A 20,763-nucleotide genomic window follows, 5' to 3' on the forward strand; every position below is an offset into this window, starting at 1 on the left:
GGCGGCGGCGACGCGCCGACTTCGCCGCGCGGTCGACGAGGGACGGGGGCGGGTCGCGCGATGACGGCCGACGTGGACCTCGACGCGGCGCTCTCGGCCGTTCGGTCGGTCCAACCGCTCGTCAACTCGGTGACGAACGACGTGACCGTGAGCGACGTGGCGAACGTGACGCTTCACTGGGGTGGTCTGCCGGTCATGTCCGACGACGAACGCGAGGTCGGCGACATGGTCGCGGGCGCGCAGGCGTGTCTGCTCAACATGGGAACGGTCAGCGAGGACGGCGAGGCGGCGATGGTCGCGGCGGGAACGTCGGCGAACGAGAACGGCGTCCCCCTCGTCGTGGACCCCGTCGCGTCGGCGCGACGCCGACCCGAGACCGGGTCGCGGACCGTCTCGTCACCGACCTCGACGTGGACGTGCTCAACGGCAACTACGGCGAGATAAGCGCCCTCGTCGGCGCGGACGCCGAGGTCCGCGGCGTCGAGTCCGTGGGCGAGTACGCCGACATCGCGGAGACGGCCGTCGCCTGCGCCCGGACGACCGGTGCCGTCGTCGTCGCCTCCGGCGAGACGGACGTGGTCGCGACGGCCGACGAGGCGTTCGAGGTGCGCGCGGGCCACGAGATGATGGGACGGGTCGTCGGTACGGGCTGTATGCTCGGGGTCACGCTCGCCACCTTCGCCGGCGCGACCGACGACGTTCGGGAGGCCGCCCTCGCGGGCACGCTGGCGTTCGGACTCGCCGGCGAGGCGGCCGCCGACGGCCGGTTCGGCGACTACGCGGGCCCGGCGAGCTACAAAGTCGCCTTCCTCGACGCGGTGGCCGGACTCGACGGCGTCGACCTGCCGGACGCCGCGTCTCGCATCGAACGGGTGGTGGACGAGCGATGACGACGGCCGACCCCGACCCGCAGTCGCTCCCGTACGCGCTGACCGTCGCCTCCAGCGACTCCGGCGGCGGCGCGGGCATCCAGGCGGACCTGAAGACGATGACCCGCCTCGGCGTCTACGGCGGGTCCGTCGTCGTCGCCGTCACGGCGCAGAACACCCGCGGCGTGGAGTCGACGCACGTCCTCCCGACCGAGGAGATTCGCGCGCAGTTCGACGCCGTCACCGACGACTTCGACGTGGGCGCGGTGAAACTCGGGATGCTGGCGACGGCCGACGCCGTGCGGACCGTCGCCGACTGCCTCGACGCCTACGAGGGGCCGGTCGTCGTCGACCCCGTGATGGTCGCCACGTCGGGTGACAGACTCCTCGACGCCGACGCCGTCGACGCCTACACCGACCTGTTCGCGCGGGCGACGCTGGTGACGCCGAACGCCGACGAGACGGAGGCGCTCACGGGCGAGTGGCCCGACTCGGCGGCGGCGCGTGACGCCGCCGCGGCGCAGTTCTTCGAGTGGGGCGTCGACGCCGTCCTGTTCAAGGGCGGCCACGTCGCCGACGGCGACGAGGTGCGGGACGTCCTCGTCACGCCGGACGACCGGACGGTGTTCGCCTCCCCCCCGCGTCGACACGGAGACGACGCACGGGTCGGGATGCACGCTGTCGAGCGCTATCGCCGCCCGCCTCGCGCGCGGTGACGACCGGGCGACGGCCGTCGAGCGAGGCATCGACTTCGTCCGCTCGGCCATCGAACGGCCGGCCGACGTGGGCGAGAACGGGAGCGTGAACCACCTCGTGGACGCGAGCGAGACGGTCGGCGCGTTCGAGAACTGACTCGCTCAGGCGGACTCGACCCGTTCGACGAGTCCGTCGAAATCGTCGTCGAAACTCGCGACGCGGTCGACGTCGCGCGCGTCGCACACCGCCAGCGTCGCGGCGTCGGTGAAACTCAGGTCCTGGTCGTCGTACCGTTCGAACGCCGCGACGCTCTGGCGGAACAGACCGCCGTCGACGACCACCGTCTCGAACACCTCGGGAAACCGGCCGCGCCCGAGGATTCGGTCCCCGACATTCTTCGCCGCCTCGAACGACCCGGTCCGGCGTCTGGTGAGCGTGACCGTCTCGTCGTAGACGTAGTCGCTCGTGTACGGGTGGCCGTACTCGCCGTCGAGAATCGCGTCCACGAGTGCCCGGGCGTCCTCGTGGCGACTCGCCGACCGGTCGTGGTGCGCGAAGAAGACGCCCGTGTCGACGAAGACGCTCATCCGTACAGAATCTCGTCGATGTCGTCCTCGTCGGTGGACCGCCCCGAGTCGACCATTCCCTCGTGAACGCGCGTGCGCGCGTCCTCGTCGACGGGGACGGAAGACGCTCTGAACGACTCGATCAGGTCCTCCTTCGACGCGTAGGCGTCTTCGACCAGTCGCGCCAGGAGGTCCTGTTGCGTGACCCGCCGCCCCGTCTCCAGCCGAATCTCCGCCTGGAGGCGTTCGAGGTACGACTTCGTCTCCTCGTCCATCTTCACGGACGTCGCCATAGCTTCAGTAACGCTTTCTACCAAAAATACGTTTCTACCGAACTAGCTTCGGTCGGTCGTCCGCTGGGGGAGGGGGTCCGGGGGAATCACCCGGAACGGTCTGCGGCCGAAAGCGGCCTCAGATCATCAACTGGATGTCGGCGTCGGCCATGTCCTGGATGGCCGTCGCCGCGCCGACGCCCGTCGTGACGCCCGAGAAGAAGTCGTCCTCGTCGTACCCCATCAGTTCGATGGTCATCTGACAGGCCTGGAACTCGACGCCGAGGTCCAGCGACGTCTGGATGAGTTCCTCGATGGACGCGGTGTCGTTGTCGCGGATGCGCTTCTTCATCATCTCCGTCGTCACGCGGTCCATGCCGGGGAGCGTGGCGAGGGCGTTCGGCATCGGCATGTTCGGGTTCCCGACCGAACTCAGCTTCAGGTTGCTCGACCGTTCCTCGTGGAGGATGTCCAGCCCCCAGAACGTGTGGAACACGGTCACCTCGTAGCCGAACGCGGCCGCGGTGCTGGCGAGGATGAGCGGCGGGTACGCCATGTCCAGCGTCCCCTTCGTGGCGATGATGGACATCTTCGGTGGCCCCTCGTCCTCCGTCGCCGACTCCACGTCGGCGAGTCGCTCCTCCAGTTCTGCGACGCGCGCCGCCAGTTCCGCGCGGGACTGGTCGCCGTCGTCGCTGGGCGTCGGTGTGCTGTCCGTGCTCATGTTCTACTCGGCCTTCTGCACGTAGTGCTTGTAGACGCCGTCACCCTCGCTCTGGTCGAGCAGTTCGACGCCGTCGGTGGTGTCCGCCCATCCCGCGATGTCGCTCATGCTGCCGGAGTCAGTCGCCACGACTTCCAGCACGTCGCCTGCGGCGAGTTCGTCGATGGACTGTTTGGTCTTGACGACCGGCATCGGGCAGTTTTCTCCTTTCACGTCGAGCGTCTCGGTAATCTCGAAGTCGTTCATGGTGTTGAACTCGTCGTACAATATCGGCGGGGTAAACAAAAGTGTGTCGGTAGTAGTTCCAAAAGTGCACACTACTCTGTGCGAGTGTCGGACAGGACGAGTCTATTCTGACCTTCGTACGGCCTGATTCGACTCTCACGGTTTCTCGACGCCAGTTAGTATTGCAGAAAACACGACTTACCATGCAAAGCGTTATCCGGCTTCTCCGGGTAGGTGAGGGTAACGATGGACGGAACGCAATCTGCGGGTGTCGACTCGGCCGGGCCGATTTCGCCCGAGCGACTCCGAGAGCGAATCGCGAGCGGCGACGGTGCGTTCGTTCTCGACGTCCGTTCGAGGCGGGACGACGGGGAGGCGGTCGCGCTCGAATCCGCTCCGAACGACTGCGCCGACGACGACGGGACGCCGAGATGACGGGACAGGACCCCGACGCGCCCTCGAACGGCCCCGACCCGGCGTCGTCCGTCGGGGCGGGACTCCTCGACGAGGACATGGGGCCGAGTTCCGCGCTCGCACACCTCTACCGCGGCGAGATTCATCGGATGAAGTTCTGGCGCGAGCGACTGGACCAGACCACGAACTGGGTCGTGCTACTCATCGCCGCCGTCCTCACGTGGGCGTTCTCCAGTGCGTCGAACCCGCACTACGTGTTGCTCGTCGGCGACGCCGCGGTGGTGATGTTCCTGTTCGTCGAGGCGCGCCGATACCGCGCGTACGACCTGTGGCGCTCGCGGGTGCGTGACCTCCAGCAGAACGTGTGGGCCGTCGGACTCGACCCGGAGATGGAGGTGGAGGAGACGGCGTGGCGCGAACGCCTCGCGCGGGACTACCGCACGCCCGTCCTGAAGATATCGACCGAGGAGGCCCTCGCGCACAGACTCCGGCGCGTCTACTTCGCGCTGTTCACCGTGCTCAACGGCGCGTGGCTGTTGCGCGTGACGGCCTTCGGCGAGACGCCGTGGCCGGAGAGCGCGGCGGTGGGGTCGGTGTCCGGTCTCGTCGTGACCGCGGCCGTCGCCGGACTCCACGTGGTCGCGGCGGTGGTCTGCTGCCGTCCCCGAACGTGGCACACCGAGGGCGAACTCCTCGACGAGGACCTTCGGGAGCGTTCGGACCGCTGACCGCCGCCACCGACGACCTCCCTCGAACTCGCTCCGACGAGCGAGTCGCGACCGCGCGAATCTTATTGCGAGAATAGCACAATATAGTGTCTTCTGGTGGGGGCGAAGCCGCGCTACCGAGTCGTACGACGGTTCGCCGAGGGGTTGACGAAGCGTGAACTCGGCGGTATCGAAGCACGATAATGTGTCGAATTTAGGGCCGTGTAGTGCGCTGAGCGCAGATTGGCTTCAGAGTGGGTCCTCGCACTCGCTCGTGTGAGGGTGACCCTCCAAGTTGTTCGGTATTGGATTGATTGCACAATACTTATTTTACAGGGGTCCATTGGGTATCTTGATGGCAGACGAATTCCCCGAACCGGAGGTCGCCGTCGAATCGATCGTGCCCGAAGAACTCAAGAGTCGTATCGACGCCGGCGAGGAGGTCACGCTCCTCGACGCGCGGATGGCGTCCGATTACGAGGAGTGGAAGATAGACGGGCCGAACGTCGAGTCGGTCAACGTCCCGTACTTCGAGTTCTTCGAGGACGAGATTGCCGACGACGTTCTCGAACAGATTCCCGACGACCGCGAAGTGACCGTGCTGTGCGCGAAGGGCGGCGCCAGCGAGTACGTCGCGAGCAAGCTGAGCCAACTCGACTACGACGTGAACCACCTCGAAGAGGGGATGAACGGGTGGGCGCGCATCTACGAGCGGAAGGAGGTCACCGGGTACGACGGACCCGGCACCGTCTACCAGTACCAGCGTCCCTCCTCGGGCTGTCTGGGCTACCTGCTCGTCTCGGACGACGAGGCCGCGATTGTCGACCCGCTCCGGGCGTTCACCGACCGCTACTTCGCGGACGCGGAGGAACTGGGCGTCGAACTGACGTACGCGTTCGACACGCACATCCACGCCGACCACATCAGCGGCCTGCGCGAACTCGACGCGGAGGGCGTGACCGGGGTCATCCCCGCGGAGTCCGTCCCGCGCGGCGTCACGTACGCGGACGAACTGGAGACGGCGGCGGACGGCGACGAGTTCGAGGTCGGCGACGCCGTCGTCGAGACGGTCTACACGCCGGGCCACACCAGCGGGATGACCTCGTACCTGCTCGGCGACAGCCTGCTCACCACGGGTGACGGGCTGTTCATCGAGAGCGTCGCCCGCCCGGACCTCGAAGAGGGTGACGACGGCGCGCCCGAGGCCGCGCGGATGCTGTACGACTCGCTGCAGACGCGCGTGCTGACCCTGCCCGACGACACGCTCGTCGGCGGCGCGCACTTCAGCGACGCCGCCGTGACCGCCGAGGACGGCACCTACACCGCGACGGTCGGTGCCCTCGTCGAGCGCATGGACGCGCTGTCGATGGACGAAGCGGAGTTCGTGGAGACGATCCTGGCGGACATGCCGCCGCGTCCGGCGAACTACGAGGCAATCATCGCGACCAACCTGGGACAGCAGGAAGCCGACGACGAGGAGGCGTTCACCCTCGAACTCGGCCCGAACAACTGCGCCGCCAGTCAGGAGTCGCTCGCCGGTGACTAACGACGCTCCATGGTACTAGACCCAGTCCCGCTCCAGTTGCTGTCGGAGTTCTTCCCCAACGGCATCAGCCGGTACGCCGTCGGCGGCCTGTTCGTCGGTCTCGGCGCCAGTATCATCTACCTGGGCACGGGTATCAGCGCCGGCGCGAGCACGTTCCTCGAGTCGACGCTCTCGTACGTCTCCGACCAGTCGCGGTTCAAGCAGTACGTCGCCTCGCGAGACTGGCGATTGGTGTTCACGTTCGGCATCATCATGGGCGCGGCCGTGTACGCCCTCCTCTATCAGGACGGTGCGTGGACCACGTCCGTTCAGCCGTGGCGACTGTTCGTCGGCGGCGTCCTCGTCGGCGTCGGCACCCGCGTGGGGAAGGGCTGCACGTCCGGCCACGGGGTCTGTGGCGTCGGCTCCGCGTCGCGGACGTCGCTGGTGGGCGTCGTCACGTTCCTGCTCGTCGCCATCGGCGTGGCGCAACTGGTCGCGGCTCTGGGGGTGACCCCCTGATGGCGGACAGACATCCCCTGTTCATGCCGCTGATACTGGTCGGCGGCCTGATATTCGGCTTCGGTCTGGGGTTCAGCCACATGGCCCGTCCGGAAGTCGTGCTGGACTTCCTCCAGTTCGAGGACCTGGGGCTCCCGTTCGTCATGTTCGGCGGCGCGGCCGTCACCGGACTGGCGTACTTCCTCGGCCCCAAACTGCTCGGTCGCCCGCCGATAACGGGGCGGAGCTTCGAGCGACGCCTGAAGTCGTTCGACCGGAACGTCCTCGTCGGCGGCGCGATATTCGGTGCCGGGTGGGGGCTGTCGGGCATCTGTCCCGGCGCGGCCTACGCCAGCCTCGGCATCGGGAACGTCACCATCCTCTGGGCGCTCGCCGGCATGTTCGTCGGCGCGTACGTGCAGGGACTGTGGCGGAGTCGCAGCGACGCCGCGGACCCGGCCGCGACCAGCGCCGACTGACCGGCGCGCTTTCCCCCGACGGACCGTCGTCCGAACCGCCTTCCCTTTCCCCTTCTCCCGTCCGTGCGCGCTCACGAATACGACTCGAATCCGAGAAAACGCGCGCGCCGGCAGCCTCGACGACGGCCGTCCGAGCGCTTCGGGCGTCCGACGGCCCGTCAGAGGTACGTCTGTGCGGCGATGGACGCCGAAATCAACAGACAGACGACGCCCAGAGCGCGGACGACCCACACCGAACGCTCGGAGACGGCGGCGTCGGCGCCGTAGTCGCCTCGCCGCCGACGGCTCGGGCCGCCGAACACCGACAGTTTGAGCGCGGTCCGCGGAGCGGCGAGGGCCGCGACGCCGAGCGCGGCACCGAGGACGACGGCGAGTAGTTCGCGGACGCCGGCCATCTACGAGCGGAGCCGCTGGATGCGCTTCTCCATCGGCGGGTGGGTGGACACGATACGCTGGAGGAGACCCCTGTCGGGGCTGGAGATGCAGAGCGCGCTCACCTGCTGGTCCACGCCGCCGTCGCCTCGCCCACGGCCGCGGCCGCGTCGGGAACTCCGGGCCGACTCGCGGGTCCGCTGGTTCCCCTCGTGAATCTTCTCGAGGGCGCGTGCGAGCGGGTCGCCGGACCCGATAGCGCGCTTGGCGTCGGCGTCGGCGACGTACTCGCGGTACCGCGAGATGGCGAGGACGAACAGCATCACGAAGAACTGCACGATGTTGCCGACGACGATGGCGAGGAAGAAGTCCGCGAGGTCGCTGTCGCCCGTGAGCAGTACGGCGTACTGGGCGACGATGGCGACGATGGAGGCGATTCCCTGCCCGAGTTGCATCGTCACGACGTCGCGGTTGGCGATGTGCGCGAGTTCGTGCGCGAGGACGCCCTCGAGTTCGTCGCGGTCGAGCAGTCCGAGGAGTTCCTCGGAGACGACGACGACGCCGGCACCCTTCCGGCCGACGGCGAACGCGTTCGGGACGCCCATGCGGGCTATCTTCAGGTCGGGTTTCTCGATACCCATCTCCCGGGAGTGTTCTTCGACCATCCGGTGGACCTGCGGGTACCGCTGTTCGGACAGGTCCTCGGCGCCGACGCTCCGGAGCGCTATCCACTTTCCGACCTTGTACTGGACGCCGACGAGGAGGACGCTGCCGACGATGGCGATGGGCAGGACGCCCTGACCGAACGTCACCATGCGGCGGCGACTGCGACGAGGTAGAACGCCGCGAGGATGGCACCGACGACGGCCATCCGTACCGTGAGTCCCAGATGTCTCATGCGGTCTGACGTTCCCGAATAGAGACACATGAGACTTGTGTCAGACACGTTCACGTGTGACGACCGAACCCGCCAGACGCCAGTACGCCGGTCGTCTCGGGAGCGAGGAGGCGATGGCCGCGGGAACGGCGAGTCCAGACGGAACGGGTTACGCGTCGTCGCTCCCGCCGTGGTCGAGCAACGGGGAGTCCGGATTCGCACAGTCCTCGCGTCCGCAGACGCCGGCGTCGGCACCGGCGCGTTCGACGCCGCCGGACAGGCGTCCGATGTTCCACTCGACCGAGTGGCCCGTCTCCCGTTCGTGGTCGTCGAGGGCCGTCCGGGCGGCCCGAAGCGAGTCGAACGTAGCCGCGTACGCGCAGTCGGCGCAGCGAACTTCGACGTCGGTGGTCATCCGAACCGGGATACGCGGCGGACGCGGGTAAGTGCATCTGTCGACGTCTCCGCCGCCCACCGCACGGGGGGCCGGAGTTCGTACCGGTCGGACGGGGTCGGTCGAGTGCGTCGTGAGTCGTCTCGGGGCACGCGCGGAACCCGCGTCCGGTCCGCCCGCGAGTCGGGGCCGCATCAATTATTATTTAGGCCTCCCTAAACGCGACCGATGACGGACGACGACTCACCGACCGAAGACCGAACCGTGATCCGTTCCGGACGCGACTTCGAAGAGGAGTTCCGACTGGACGCCCGCGAGGCGGGCGACTTCCTCGTGGCCCTCGGCGAACAGTTGCGCGACGGCGACGAGGTCACGATTTCGACCGACGAGTGGGAACTCCCCTTCGCGTTCGGCGAACCGGTAGAACTCGAAATCGACTACGAGGGCGTCGGGGAACCCGAACTCGAGATAGAATTAGAACTGCCGGGGCGAACCGACGAGGAGCCACCGCGCATCGAGTAACGCCGTTTGGCCGTCCGAGCGCTCGACGCAGGAGCGGTCGACGACGAGAAAAGTAGCCACAGTCGGTCCCGAACGCCGGGACCGCGCTTTCGTTCGCGTGTGACCGACCGTCTCGGTGGGTCAGTCGGCGGTCGACCGTTCGCTGGTGACCGCCTCGGCGCGGAGTTCGCGGATACTGCTGAGGACGACTGCGCCACTCACCAGCAGTGCCGCGCCGAGGATGATGGCGAGGCTGACGACGTCGAACACTTCGATGCCGACGTAGTCGCCGACCTGCCGGACGGCGACGGCGAACGCGCCGAGCAGCAGCATCACGCCGAAGTAGACCTTGATGTCGTCCTCGTCGACGAGACTCGTCGCGCCGGCGCCGAGTCTCGCTCCGAGAGCGCTCCCGGCCAGTAGCGGCACGACGATGGACAGGTCCACCGCGCCGGACTGGGCGTACAGGAACGACCCGATACCGCCCGAGAACACGATCTCGAACAGGTCCGTCCCGACGGCGACGGGGACGGGGACGCCCACGAGGTAGAACAGCGCGGGCATGCGGATGAAGCCGCCACCCACGCCGAGGAAGCCCGAGAGCAGTCCCGTCGCGAACGCGACCAGGAGGACCATCCACAGCGAGACGGTGATGCCGCCCCGGAGGGAGATCATCGGGGGGACGTGGTACGACTGAATCTTCTTCGCGATGTCGGGGATGTCGTCCGCGTCGGCGTCGGCGTCCTCGGCGTCGTGCGAGATACCGCCGCCGCCGCCCTTGACCGCGTTGTACGTCACGAACACGCCGATAGAACCCAGCAGGCCCACGTAGGCGATGCTGACGATGCTACCCGCGAGTCCGATGTGTTGGAGGTACTCCAACCCTATCTTCCCGACTTCGATGCCGGCGGTCGTCCCGGCTATCATCAGCACACCGAGTTTGTAGTCCACCTGTCCGAGGTCCCGGTGTTTGAGCGTCGCGATGACGGAGGTACCGAACACGAACGCGAGGCCGGACCCGACGGCGACGTTCGGTGCGTACCCCATCACGAGTAACGCCGGCGTGACGAGGAACGAACCGCCCATCCCGAAGAACCCGAACAGGATTCCGATGAGCAGTCCGAATCCGGCGAACATCGTCAGCAACTCGACGCCGACTCCGAGTATCTCCATCGTTAGATACCCCTGATGAGGTCGGTCACGCGCTTCCCCAGCGCCGATTCGAGAATGCCGTACCCCACGTACAGCACGATCGCTTCTACCAGCACCAACCCGATGAGGGTCGCCGCCAGCATGTTCCCGCTCAGACCTTCGAGCCCTAACATTGGTCGACACCTTGAGGCAGTCTTGTGCGTATCATGGAATCCTCACATCACCCTGTATCCGGTCAGAGGCTATAATAGTTTTGTAATCATGGTACAATACTGTATCTCGGTAACTCACCCATAGTGATGTGTAAGTTACGAGTGGCTACGAGGGGTTCGAGCGCCCTCACTCGACGAATCGTCGCTTCCGATGCGCGCGCGTCATCGAACGCGACTCCGCCGAATCGGAGCACTCGACTCGTCTCGCGAGTGACGAGTCTCGTCTCGTGGAATATATTGTGATTTCTCCCCACGTGACGTGAGGAATCACGAAGACGCACCGAACGGATGGGTCGAAACTGACGCGTCGGCGGGCGAGTGATGTCGCGGGTAGTCGAGCGTGTGTGGTACGGGATTCGACACCGAGAGACCGAGCGCTCGCCGATGGGCGACGAGGGCCCGTACCGCGGCATCTCGACCCGTTCGTCGTTGGTTTGCACGCAGAATTGTAAATTCTCTACACAAACGTTATACCCGCCGCGGTCGTAGGAGCGAACATACGATGCCCGATTCAATGTCCAAGCAACTCGAGGCGGACATCGAATGTGAGGGGCTCCTCGAGTGCTTCTACGGTCTGAAGCAACTCGACAAGGAGTGTTACAGAGCCCTCGTCACAGCCGACGACCCCCTCACCGTGGACGGGGTGGCCGACGCGGTCGACCGCGAACGGTCCACCGCGTACCGGGCGGTCCAACGTCTCCTCGAGAGCGGCTTCATCGAGAAGGAGCAGGTGAACTACGACCAAGGCGGCTACTACCACGTCTACTCGTCGGCCGACTCGGACGAGATTGCCACCAACATGCAGCGCATGCTCAACGACTGGTACGCGGAGATGGGCCAACTCATCGGCGAGTTCGAGCGGAAGTACGACCGCGAGTCGACCGACGACGCGCGGTCGGCGATGTCGCGGTAGCCACCGCAACGGTACGCCGGCGACGCACGCGAACGGCCGTCGAACTCCCTCTTCTCAAGCTCGCTGGTACTTCGTGTAGCCGCCGCGGACGGCGTTGATGACCGCGCCGAGGAGGAGGACGACGCCGGTGAAGTAGAGCCAGGTGAGAAGCAACATGATGCCGGTGACGATGTCGGTTCCGCCGGCCGTCGAGTGAGCGACGTATATCTGGAACAGGCCCTGCAGGAGCGCCCAGCCCACCGCCGCGACGACGACGCCGGGGAGAATCTCCCGGGCGGAGACGTCCACGTCGGGGAAGACGTAGTATATCGGGAAGAACGCCACGACGAGTCCGAGGGCGAGCAGGAAGGGCAGGAGTGCGCCGAGGTAGGGAATCATCCCCTGAAACGCCCCGAACACGCTGGTCGCGGCTATCATGGCCGCGATGGAGAGCAGCAGGCTGACGAGGACGACGACGCCGTCTTTTATCTGGTCGACGATGGAGTTGTCGGCCTCCACCTCGTATATCTCGGAGAACGCCGTGTCGAGGCCGCGGAATATCTTCAGCGCACTCCATACGAGGACGGCGAACCCGACGACGGACGAGCCGGTGACCTTGTCGGCCTGCGTGGCGAACAGCCGTTCGATGAAGTCGCCGATGGCCGGCGAGACGTTCTGCGTGATGGTCGAGAGAATCTGGTCCTGCCATCCCGTTCCGAAGAACGCGACGACGAGGACGAAGAACAACAGGATGGGAACGAGGGAGACGAAGGCGTTGTAGGCGATGCTCCCCGCGAGGAAGGTGACGTTCTTCTCGCGGAACGCTTCGCCCACGGCCTTGACCGACGAGACGACTCCCGACGTGGTGCTCATGACGTGAACCTGCGCCCGAAGTACACAAAGAAGTCACGGCAGATGGACCGCCTTCCACCGAATTTCAGGTTTTCTCCCCGGTCAGTACGACGGAAAGAACGTCACGCCGGCGTCGGGGCGACTGTCCCCGACAGCGCGCCGTCCGCGACCCGGCTCACGGAGCTTTATATCCGTCACCCCGAAACGTGACCTATGACAACGTACGACACCGTGGAGTCGCCAGACGAGACGACGGTGTTCTCGTATCACGACCTCGAACCGCCGACGCTCTCGGACGTGTACGCGGCACGTTCGGTCGTCAGCCGACACCTGCCGGAGACGCCCCTCGTCCGCAGCGAGTTCCTCTCGGCCGAACTCGACGCCGACGTCTACCTCAAGCGCGAGGATACGCTGCCGACGGGCGCGTTCAAGGTCCGCGGCGGCGTCAACCTCTGCGCCCGACTCGACGAGGAGTTTCACGACCCCGGCCTCGTCGCGGCGAGTACGGGGAACCACGGCCAGTCCGTCGCCTACGCGGGCCGGGAGTTCGACATCCCCGTCGTCGTCGCCGTCCCGGGCGACCCGAACCCCGACAAGGTGGCGGCGATGGAGCGGTTCGGTGCGGAGGTACACCCGCACGGCCGCGATTACGACGACGCGCGCGAGTGGGCCGAAGCGCGGGCGCGAACGGAGGGCTACCGCTACGTCCACTCGGCGAACGAACCGGCACTCGTCGCGGGCGTCGCCACCGCCGGCCTCGAAGTCGTCGAACGACTCCCCGAGGTGGACACCCTCTTCTGCCCCGTCGGCGGCGGCAGTAGCGCGTCGGGCTACTGTCTGACCGTCGGCGACATCGCGGACGCCGACGTCGTCGGCGTGCAGTCGGAGAACGCGAGTGCGATGTACCACGCGTGGGCCGAGGGCCACCTCCGCCCGCGCGAGGACGCGGACACCTACGCTGAGGGCCTCCAGTCGCGCGTCCCGTTCGCCCTCACGACCGAGATGCTGCGCGAGGGCCTCTCCGAGATGGCCCTCGTGAGCGACGACCGAATCGAGGACGCCGTCGAGACGATGCTCCGCGAGGAACACCTCCTCCTGGAGGGGGCGGCCTGTGCCGCCGTCGCGGCGGCACTCGAACGCGGCGACGAACTCGCCGGGCAGACGGTGGTACTGCAGGTTTCGGGACGCAACCTCGCCGCGTCGAAACTGGAAGCGGCGGTCTGCGGGGAGGGCGGGGGGTCGGAATGACGGCCGCCGACTCGGGGCGGATTCGAGACGAGTTGCGCGAGATTCGGCGGGCGTTCCACCGCTACCCCGAACCGGCGTGGTGCGAGTTCGTCACGACCGCTCGCGTCGTCGACTCCGTCGAACGCATCGGCGTCGACGAGGTGCGGTACGGTCCAGACGTGACCGACCCGGACAGTCGACTGTCCGTGCCGGCGGAGGAACGACTGGACGAGTGGTTCCGGCGCGCCGAGGACCACGGCGTGCGCGCGGACGTCCTCGAACGGATGCGCGGCGGGCACACGGCGCGGTGGCGTCCTCGAACGCGGCGACGGTCCCGTCGTGGCCCTCCGCGTGGACGTCGACGCCCTCTCCGTCACCGAGTCCGACGACCCGTCGCACCGCCCCGCCGCAGAGGGGTTCCGCTCGACCAACGACGGCGTGATGCACGCCTGCGGCCACGACGGCCACGCGACCATCGGCCTCGGCGTCCTCGAAGCCGTCGCCGAGAGCGACTTCGCGGGGACGTTCAAAGTCCTCTTCCAACCCGCAGAGGAGGTGGCCGGCGGCGCGAAGGCCCTCGCGGCGGGCGGGCAGGTGGACGACGTGGACCACCTCCTCGCCGTCCACCTCGCCTCGACAGGCCGACGGGCACCGTCGTCGCGGGCGTCGTCAAACCCCTCGCGATTCGCCGGTTCGTCGCGACGTTCTCCGGGACGCCCGCTCACGCCGCGAAGAACCCCGAGGCCGGCGACAACGCGATTCAGGCGGCGGTGTCGGCGGCGTCGGACCTGTACGCCGTCCCCCGCCACGGCGACGGCGCGACGCGGGTCAACGTCGGCCACGTCGACGGTGGCGCGCCCGCGCACACGAACGTCGTCGCCGACCGGGCCGCCTTCGAGGCGGAGGTCCGCGGCGAGGACACCGACCTGATGAAGTACATGTTCGAGGAGTGCGCGACGGTGATTCGGACCGCGGCCGAGCGTCACGGCTGTGACGTCGACATCGCCGTCACGGGCGAGGCGCCGCGGGCCGACAGCGACGCGGCGACGGCCGAACACGCGAACGGGCCGCGCGGGCGCACCCCGGCGTGACGACGACGATTCCGTCGGCCGACTTCGGCGCGAGCGAGGACGCCACGTTCCTGATGCGCCGGGTGAACGAGAACGGCGGAAACGCGGCGTACGCCGTCGTCGGAACGGACCATCCCGGCGGCCACCACACGCCGACGTTCGACGTCGACGAACGGAGCCTCGAACTCGCGGTGGACGTCCTCGCCGACGCCGTCCTGCGACTGGGCGAGTCGCGGTGAGGGTCGGGCGGGCTACCAGTCCAGCGACCCGCCGCTCTGGTACTCGGTCACCTGCGTCTCGAAGAAGTTCTTCTCCTTGTTGAGGTCGACGGCCTCGCTCATCCACGAGAACGGGTTGTCCGTCCCGTAACTGGGGTCGAGGTCCAACTGCCCGAGTCGCCGGTCGGCGACGTGTTCCACGTACTCGGCGAACTGTCCGGGACTCATCCCCAGCACGTCGTCGGGGCACGCCTCGCGGGCGTACAACTGCTCTAACTCCACCGCCTCGTCAATCAGGCACGCACCTCCGCGCCGAACGCGTCGGTCCAGACGCCGGGGTTCTCCGCGCGAATCTGGTTTATGAGGTCCACGCCGAACCCCACGTGCAGGGACTCGTCGCGCATGATGTACTCGAACTGCTGACTGATGCCGACCATCTTGTTCTGACGCTTCAGCGCCAGCATCATGGCGAACCCGGCGTAGAAGAACACGCCCTCCATGACGACGTAGAAGCCGACCAGGTCCCGCAGGAGGTCACGCACGTCCTCTGTGTCTTCGACCGCGAAGTCGGCGTCGTCGAGGTTCCGCGTCAGGTCGACGACGAACTCGTCTTTCTCCTGAATCGCGGGGACGCGGTCGTACATGCCGTACATGTACTCGGGGTCGAACCCAAGCGAGTCACAGCAGTAGATGAACGTGTCCGTGTGGATGGCCTCCTCGTAGGCCTGTCGGAGCAGGTACTGGCGGCACTCGGGAGCGGTGACGTACTCGTAGAGGGCGAGGACGATGTTGTTCGCCGTCAGCGACTCGGCGGTGGAGAAGAAGCCGAGGTTCCACTCCACCAACCGTCGCTCCGAGTCGGTCAGGGCGTCGCCGTTCCACTGGGCGACGTCCTCCTGCATCGGTATCTCCTCGGGCACCCAGTTGTTGGCGACGCCGTCGCGGTAGTACTGGCGCGCCCAGTCGTAGTCGATGGGCAGTATCTTGTTCGGGTCGTGTTCCGCGTCGTGGTTCAGGATTGGCATGAGGTGTCTGTGTCGGGAGTCGGTCGTCTCACTGGCAGGCGTCGCAGGTCGGGTCTTCGACTCGGGCGAGCGAGGAATCGTCGCCGTCTGCGTCGTCCGCGTCGGCGGCGGACCCCTCGGACGCGCCGACGCCGTCGCGGCGTTGCGTCCGGCCGTACTCGGCCATGTCGAGCGTGGACTTCTCTATCTGCGACGCGCCGAGCGTCCGGAGATAGTACGTCGTCTTCACGCCGAGTCGCCACGCCGTCTTGTACACGTCGTCCAGCAGCGAACCGTCCGTACTCGGGAAGAAGACGTTGTGCGAGACGGACTGGTCTATCCACTGGCCGCGGTGGGCGGTCAGGCGGAGTTGGTGTCGCGGGTCTATCTCGAACGCGCTCCGGTACAGTTCGCGCGTCGCCGCGGGAATCTCCGCGACTTCCTGAATCGACCCGTCGTGGAACTTGATGCGGTCGACCATCTCGTCGTCCCACAGGTCTCGTTCCTTGAGGTCGGCGACCAACCGCTCGTTGACGACGGTGAAGTCGCCGCTCATGTTCGACTTGACGTAGAGGTTCGAGTAGATGGGTTCGATGGAGGGCGTCGTCCCGTTGATGGTGGAGATGGTCGCCGTCGGCGCGACGGCCATCGTGTTCGAGTTACGCATCCCGTGCGCGTCGACGTGGTCGCGCACACGGTCCCAGTCCATCGTCTCCGAGCGGTCGGTCGGAATCTCGCGACCCCGCTCCGCTTCGAGGCGGTCCACCGTGTCGTGCGGGAGGATGCCGCGGTCCCACTTGCTCCCCTCGAACGTCTCGTACGCGCCGCGCTCTCTCGCCAACCGGGAACTGTTCAGGATGGCGTGATAGGAGACGAACTCCTGCCAGCGGTTCGCCGCCTCGACTGCGTCCTCGGAGGCCATCGGCGTCCCCGTCTGCATCAGTGCGTCGTGGAAACCCATCACGCCGAGACCGACGGGTCGGTGCCGCATGTTGGAGTACTCCGCCTCGTCGGTCGGGTAGAAACAGCGGTCCACGACGTTGTCGAGCATCCGCATCGCCGTCTCGATGGTGTCGGCGAGGGCGTCCCTGTCCAACTCGTCGTCGGCGACGTGGTTCGAGAGGTTGACGCTGCCGAGGTTGCAGACGGCGTGTTCGTCGCTGCTCGTGTTCAGCGTAATCTCCGTGCAGAGGTTCGAGGAGTGAACCGTCCCCACGTGGTCCTGCGGCGATCGGACGTTGCAGGGGTCCTTGAACGTTATCCACGGGTGGCCCGTCTCGAACAGGCGCGTGAGCATCGTCCGCCAGAGGTCGGCGGCGTCGACCGTCTCGGACTGGCGGAGTTCCCCCGCCTCGGCCTTCGCCTCGTACTCCTCGTACAGGTCCGCGAACTCCTCGCCGTACGTCTCGTGGAGTTCGGGCACCTCGTCGGGGGAGAACAGCGTCCACTCCGCGTCGTCCGCCACTCGCTCCATGAACAGGTCGGGCACCCACGCGGCGGTGTTCATGTCGTGGGTGCGGCGGCGTTCGTCGCCGGTGTTCCGCCGCAAGTCGAGGAACGCGGGGAAGTCGAGGTGCCACGCTTCGAGGTAGGCGCAGGCCGCGCCGCGCCGCTTCCCGGAGCGGTTGATGGCCGCGGTCACGTCGTTGCTTATCTTCAGGAACGGCACCGTCCCGGTGGACTCGACGCCCGTGCTCTCGATGAGTGCGCCCTCCGCGCGGAGGTTCGTCCAGTCGTTGCCGAGGCCGCCGCTCCACTTCGACAGTTCCGCGTGGTGTTTGTACGAGTCGAAGATGTGCTCTAAGTCGTCCTCGACGGTGGTGAGGTAGCAGGAGGACAGTTGCGGGTGGGTCGTCCCGCTGTGAAACAGCGTCGGCGTCGAGGGGGTGAACAGCAGGCGGGAGAGCACGTCGTAGAACTCCAGCGCCCGTCGCTGCGGGTCGTCCTCCTCGATAGCCAGCCCCATCGCCACCCGCATCCAGACGCCTGCGGCAGTTCGAGGGGGTCGCCGTCGTTCGTCTCGACGAAGTACCGCTGCGTCAGCGTGGACATCGCGATGTAGTCGAACGTCTCGTCGCGTTCGAGGACGAGTGCGTCGGCGAGTGCCGCGCGGTCGAACCGTTCGTCGAGGAGGCGTTCGTCCAGCAGGTCCGCCTCGACGCCGCGTTCGAGGTTCGACACGAACGTGTCGCGGTACGTCGCGTCGGCGTCGGCGGAGAGGTGGCCGGTGTCGTCACCGTCGGCACCGTCTCCCTCCTCGGCCACTCCGAGTCGCTCCCCGGTCACCCGTCGGAAGTAGCGCCGCCGATGCACGTCGGCGGCGACGTACTGGTACGCCGGGTCGCGCTCGATTCGCGCCGTCGTCACGCCTTCGAGCGCCTCGTACACCTCGTCCGCCGACGCCCCGTCGTAGAGGTTCCGCTCCGCCTCCTCGACGAGTCGGTCCACCACCTCGTCCGTGAGGACGGCTTCGTAGCCCGTCCGCGCCTGTTCGAGAATCGTCCGTACGTCGTCAGTCTGCGTCGTCTGTGTGCTAGCCATCTGGTGAATCGTCGTCAGTCTGGTCGGACGCGCCGGCCGCGTCGTCCAACCGGTCGTCGAGCACCCGGTCGAGTTCGTCGAGGAACTCCTCGGGGTCCGAGAACGCCTCGTACACCGAGACGAACCGGATGTACGCCACCGAGTCGAGTTCCCGCAGTCGCTCGGAGGCGAGTTCGCCGACGAGGGTCGAGGAGACGATTCTCGTCTCCCGCCCGGCGAGTTCGCGCGCTATCTCCTCGACGAGTGACTCGACGGCCGCGGCGTCCACGGGCCGTTTCTCCGCGGCCCGTTCGATGCCCGCGGCGAGTTTCTCACGGTCGAACGGTTCGATGCGTCCGTCGCGTTTCTTCACCTGGAGGGTCTCCCACTCGGGTCGCTCGTACGTCGTGAAGCGGAACGAACACCGTCGGCACTCGCGGCGGCGCCGGACGGTCGTTCCGTCCTCGCCCGTCCGCGTGTCGACGACGCCCGTTCGCCCGTGTCCGCAGTCGGGACAGTCCATGGTTGTCACTACTGAACCCTCCAGCCGGTTAGTTCCACATCTCGTGGGTCGCTGCTATCGACCGCAATATGTCGTGTCCGGCGAGTCGGTGATAAAGCTTACCCAATAGAATTGCACTAAGACAATTTCACTTGTCTTTCGGCGTCGCACCGCGTATCCGAACGAATTTCACCCGCGGCCGAGACGGGGGCAACGAATGGTCCAATCGCTCGCGGGCAACGTCGTCGTCATCCTCCTCGCGACGGCGGCAGTCTACGTCGGGAGCGGCTGGCTCGAAGGGGCGAGCGAGACGCTGTCGCGGTACTACGGACTGCCACTCGTCGTCCAGGGGGCCATCGTCGCGGCCGTCGGGTCCAGTTTCCCGGAACTGGCGAGCGTCGTGTTCGCGGCGCTCTCGGGGTCGTTCGGCCTCGGTGTCGGTGCCATCGTCGGGTCGGCAATCTTCAACATCCTCGTCATCCCGGCGCTGTCGGGCATCCTGACCGACGACGACGTGGAGGCGAGTCGGACGCTCGTCTACAAGGAGGCGCAGTTCTACATGATCGCCGTCTCCGTCGTCGTCATCACGTTCGCGATGGCGGTCATCTACTACCCCGGCGAGGCGACGCTGACCGGGACCGTCACGCGGCCTCTCGCGGTGATGCCGCTCGCACTCTACGCCCTCTACGTCTTCATCCAGTACGCCGACACGGCCGACTACGAGGCCGAACCGGCCGGGGACGTGGCCGTCCTGCGACAGTGGGCGACGCTGCTTGCGGGTCTCGCCGTCATCCTCGTCGCCGTCGAGCAGTTGGTTCACGCCATCCAGTTCGTCGGCGACGTCTACGACGCGCCCGACTTCCTGTGGGGTATCACGGTGCTGGCGGCGGCGACGAGTCTCCCCGATACGCTCGTCAGCGTCCGCGCCGCGCGCGGCAACCGCGGCGTCACCAGTCTCGCCAACGTCCTCGGGTCGAACACGTTCGACCTCCTCGTCGCCATCCCACTCGGCGTCCTCATCGTCGGCGCGGCACCCATCGACTTCGCCATCGCCGTCCCGACGATGGGCTTTCTCACACTCGCGACGGTGCTCCTGTTCACCGTTCTCCGGACGGACCTCTCGCTGTCGGACCGGGAGTCGTACGGCCTGTTCGTCACCTATCTCGGCTTCGTCTGCTGGATGGTCGCCGAGACGATGGACGTCACGAACTTCATCCCCGGCGCGTGAACCGCCCCCGCTAGCCGGCCGCTTCCGGCGCTAACCTCCCGATTTAGCGCCGCTAAACGGGCCGTTTCGCCGACGGGGCTCGCGAGGGGACGAGGCGGGCTGACCGTCGTTCGAAGGTGTATTTCGATACTGTTGACATAACAAAAGGGCTGTCTCCCGGAGGTGAATCTACCATGTCGCAGGCTCTCGAACGGACGCCCGAACGCGACGACGACGCTGCGAACGGCATCGAGGAGGCCGACCTCTACGAGATGCTCGGAAATTCGCGTCGCCGGCACGCGCTTCGGTACCTCCGCGAGCACTCGACTCCCGCATCGGTCGGCGAACTCGCCGAGTACGTCGCCGCGGTGGAGAACGGCGTGCCCGTCGACGAGGTGACGCCCGAACAGCGAAAGAGCGCGTACACGGCGCTCTACCAGAACCACCTCGGCAAACTGGTCGACGCCGGACTCGTCCGGGCCGACCGGCGCTGGGTAGGCATCCGACTCACCGAGGCGGCGGCCGAACTCGACTTCGGGTTCGAGGAACGGACCCACGACGGCCCCGCGCGAGACTGGAGTCGGTACGCCGCCGTCCTCTCGGGTGCGGGCGTCGCCGTCGCCGCCGCCGTCGTCCTCGGAGTGGTGTCGCCGCGCCTGCCCGTCGCCACGACGTTCGGCCTCCTGTTCTCCCTGCTCTTCGTTCTCTCCGTCCGGTCGCTCCACCGGCCCGCCTGACTCGGTGGTTCGCTCTCGTCGTCCATCCGACTCGATAGCGGCCGCACT

Annotated in this window: 20 protein-coding genes and 6 pseudogenes; 13 read left to right on the forward strand and 13 right to left on the reverse strand. The window is 67.0% G+C overall.

Translation table 11 applies throughout. The features are described from left to right. Nucleotides 1-60 precede the first annotated feature (60 nt). A pseudogene (gene thiM, locus GJ632_RS04745) lies at nucleotides 61-890 on the forward strand (hydroxyethylthiazole kinase). Further along, nucleotides 887-1,721 (forward strand): annotated as a pseudogene (thiD, locus tag GJ632_RS04750) (bifunctional hydroxymethylpyrimidine kinase/phosphomethylpyrimidine kinase). The pseudogenes thiM and thiD overlap by 4 nt, the downstream one beginning before the upstream one ends. 5 nt (nucleotides 1,722-1,726) lie before the next feature. Here the strand turns inward: thiD and GJ632_RS04755 are convergent. The 4 genes from GJ632_RS04755 to GJ632_RS04770 form a co-directional block, all read right to left on the reverse strand. Further along, on the reverse strand, nucleotides 1,727-2,152 hold the full coding sequence (locus GJ632_RS04755; protein ID WP_191452245.1) for a type II toxin-antitoxin system VapC family toxin: 426 nt from the start codon (nucleotides 2,150-2,152) through the stop codon (nucleotides 1,727-1,729). Continuing rightward, on the reverse strand, nucleotides 2,149-2,424 hold the full coding sequence (locus GJ632_RS04760) for a hypothetical protein (RefSeq protein ID WP_089810307.1): 276 nt from the start codon (nucleotides 2,422-2,424) through the stop codon (nucleotides 2,149-2,151). Before GJ632_RS04760 ends, GJ632_RS04755 begins: the two co-directional genes overlap by 4 nt. Before the next feature lie 118 nt (nucleotides 2,425-2,542). Next, complete coding sequence (locus GJ632_RS04765; protein ID WP_089810305.1) at nucleotides 2,543-3,127, reverse strand: DsrE/DsrF/DrsH-like family protein; 585 nt, start codon at nucleotides 3,125-3,127, stop codon at nucleotides 2,543-2,545. Between the two features lie 3 nt (nucleotides 3,128-3,130). Then, entirely contained in the window at nucleotides 3,131-3,373 is a 243-nt protein-coding gene (locus GJ632_RS04770; RefSeq protein ID WP_089810444.1) for a sulfurtransferase TusA family protein, read from the reverse strand. A 225-nt stretch (nucleotides 3,374-3,598) separates the two neighbouring features. Here GJ632_RS04770 and GJ632_RS04775 point away from each other — a divergent pair, with 225 nt between their 5' ends. The 5 genes from GJ632_RS04775 to GJ632_RS04795 all read left to right on the forward strand — a co-directional run bounded on the left by GJ632_RS04775 (nucleotide 3,599) and on the right by GJ632_RS04795 (nucleotide 6,978). Further along, complete coding sequence (locus GJ632_RS04775) at nucleotides 3,599-3,787, forward strand: hypothetical protein (protein WP_191452246.1); 189 nt, start codon at nucleotides 3,599-3,601, stop codon at nucleotides 3,785-3,787. Then, entirely contained in the window at nucleotides 3,784-4,494 is a 711-nt protein-coding gene (locus tag GJ632_RS04780; RefSeq protein WP_191452247.1) for a DUF2270 domain-containing protein, read from the forward strand. The genes GJ632_RS04775 and GJ632_RS04780 overlap by 4 nt, the downstream gene beginning before the upstream one ends. 331 nt (nucleotides 4,495-4,825) lie before the next feature. After that, on the forward strand, nucleotides 4,826-6,019 hold the full coding sequence (locus GJ632_RS04785) for an MBL fold metallo-hydrolase (RefSeq protein WP_191452248.1): 1,194 nt from the start codon (nucleotides 4,826-4,828) through the stop codon (nucleotides 6,017-6,019). 9 nt (nucleotides 6,020-6,028) lie between these two features. Beyond that, nucleotides 6,029-6,520, forward strand: a complete 492-nt coding sequence (locus GJ632_RS04790; RefSeq protein ID WP_191452249.1) for a YeeE/YedE family protein — start codon at nucleotides 6,029-6,031, stop codon at nucleotides 6,518-6,520. Further along, entirely contained in the window at nucleotides 6,520-6,978 is a 459-nt protein-coding gene (locus GJ632_RS04795) for a YeeE/YedE family protein (RefSeq protein WP_089810295.1), read from the forward strand. The genes GJ632_RS04790 and GJ632_RS04795 overlap by 1 nt, the downstream gene beginning before the upstream one ends. Nucleotides 6,979-7,136: 158 nt before the next feature. On the opposite strand, the gene GJ632_RS04800 is transcribed toward GJ632_RS04795, so the two are convergent. The 3 genes and pseudogenes from GJ632_RS04800 to GJ632_RS04810 form a co-directional block, all read right to left on the reverse strand. Beyond that, entirely contained in the window at nucleotides 7,137-7,373 is a 237-nt protein-coding gene (locus tag GJ632_RS04800) for a hypothetical protein (RefSeq protein WP_191452250.1), read from the reverse strand. After that, nucleotides 7,374-8,221: pseudogene (locus tag GJ632_RS04805) on the reverse strand (M48 family metallopeptidase). It abuts the gene before it with no gap. A 175-nt stretch (nucleotides 8,222-8,396) separates the two neighbouring features. Beyond that, entirely contained in the window at nucleotides 8,397-8,642 is a 246-nt protein-coding gene (locus GJ632_RS04810) for a hypothetical protein (protein WP_191452251.1), read from the reverse strand. A 207-nt stretch (nucleotides 8,643-8,849) separates the two neighbouring features. Here GJ632_RS04810 and GJ632_RS04815 point away from each other — a divergent pair, with 207 nt between their 5' ends. After that, nucleotides 8,850-9,143 carry an amphi-Trp domain-containing protein gene (locus GJ632_RS04815; protein WP_089810287.1) on the forward strand — a complete coding sequence of 98 codons (294 nt, stop codon included), beginning with the start codon at nucleotides 8,850-8,852 and terminating at the stop codon, nucleotides 9,141-9,143. Between the two features lie 120 nt (nucleotides 9,144-9,263). On the opposite strand, the gene GJ632_RS04820 is transcribed toward GJ632_RS04815, so the two are convergent. Both GJ632_RS04820 and GJ632_RS21935 read right to left on the reverse strand, forming a co-directional pair. Then, nucleotides 9,264-10,295: a sulfite exporter TauE/SafE family protein gene (locus tag GJ632_RS04820; protein WP_089810285.1), complete on the reverse strand. Its 1,032-nt coding sequence runs from the start codon at nucleotides 10,293-10,295 to the stop codon at nucleotides 9,264-9,266. 2 nt (nucleotides 10,296-10,297) lie between these two features. After that, a complete protein-coding gene (locus tag GJ632_RS21935) occupies nucleotides 10,298-10,447 on the reverse strand; it encodes a hypothetical protein (RefSeq protein WP_177232692.1) in 150 nt (49 codons plus the stop codon). A gap of 541 nt (nucleotides 10,448-10,988) precedes the next feature. Between GJ632_RS21935 and GJ632_RS04825 the strand changes: the two genes are divergently transcribed. Then, nucleotides 10,989-11,399 carry a helix-turn-helix domain-containing protein gene (locus GJ632_RS04825; RefSeq protein ID WP_191452252.1) on the forward strand — a complete coding sequence of 137 codons (411 nt, stop codon included), beginning with the start codon at nucleotides 10,989-10,991 and terminating at the stop codon, nucleotides 11,397-11,399. A gap of 54 nt (nucleotides 11,400-11,453) precedes the next feature. Here the strand turns inward: GJ632_RS04825 and GJ632_RS04830 are convergent, their stop codons facing one another. Then, complete coding sequence (locus tag GJ632_RS04830; RefSeq protein ID WP_191452253.1) at nucleotides 11,454-12,251, reverse strand: YihY/virulence factor BrkB family protein; 798 nt, start codon at nucleotides 12,249-12,251, stop codon at nucleotides 11,454-11,456. 192 nt (nucleotides 12,252-12,443) lie between these two features. On the opposite strand from GJ632_RS04830, the gene GJ632_RS04835 reads away from it, so the two are divergent. Next, a complete protein-coding gene (locus GJ632_RS04835; protein ID WP_191452254.1) occupies nucleotides 12,444-13,478 on the forward strand; it encodes a threonine/serine dehydratase in 1,035 nt (344 codons plus the stop codon). After that, nucleotides 13,475-14,766: pseudogene (locus GJ632_RS04840) on the forward strand (amidohydrolase). The gene GJ632_RS04835 and the pseudogene GJ632_RS04840 overlap by 4 nt, the downstream one beginning before the upstream one ends. A gap of 12 nt (nucleotides 14,767-14,778) precedes the next feature. Here the strand turns inward: GJ632_RS04840 and GJ632_RS04845 are convergent. From GJ632_RS04845 to nrdR, 3 genes and pseudogenes are all read right to left on the reverse strand, one after another. After that, nucleotides 14,779-15,770, reverse strand: a pseudogene (locus GJ632_RS04845) (ribonucleotide-diphosphate reductase subunit beta). Nucleotides 15,771-15,798: 28 nt separating this feature from the next. Further along, nucleotides 15,799-18,290: pseudogene (locus tag GJ632_RS04850) on the reverse strand (ribonucleoside-diphosphate reductase subunit alpha). Beyond that, entirely contained in the window at nucleotides 18,283-18,792 is a 510-nt protein-coding gene (gene nrdR, locus GJ632_RS04855) for a transcriptional regulator NrdR (protein ID WP_191452267.1), read from the reverse strand. The pseudogene GJ632_RS04850 and the gene nrdR overlap by 8 nt, the downstream one beginning before the upstream one ends. Before the next feature lie 196 nt (nucleotides 18,793-18,988). Between nrdR and GJ632_RS04860 the strand changes: the two genes are divergently transcribed. Together GJ632_RS04860 and GJ632_RS04865 are read left to right on the forward strand one after the other, a co-directional pair. Next, complete coding sequence (locus GJ632_RS04860; protein WP_089810266.1) at nucleotides 18,989-19,999, forward strand: sodium:calcium antiporter; 1,011 nt, start codon at nucleotides 18,989-18,991, stop codon at nucleotides 19,997-19,999. A gap of 173 nt (nucleotides 20,000-20,172) precedes the next feature. Continuing rightward, nucleotides 20,173-20,715 (forward strand): winged helix-turn-helix domain-containing protein, encoded by a 543-nt coding sequence (locus GJ632_RS04865; RefSeq protein ID WP_191452255.1) that lies wholly within the window; start codon nucleotides 20,173-20,175, stop codon nucleotides 20,713-20,715. Nucleotides 20,716-20,763: the final 48 nt, after the last annotated feature.

This window comes from Halogeometricum sp. CBA1124 (genome assembly GCF_009741955.1).
Classification (GTDB): domain Archaea; phylum Halobacteriota; class Halobacteria; order Halobacteriales; family Haloferacaceae; genus Halogeometricum; species Halogeometricum rufum.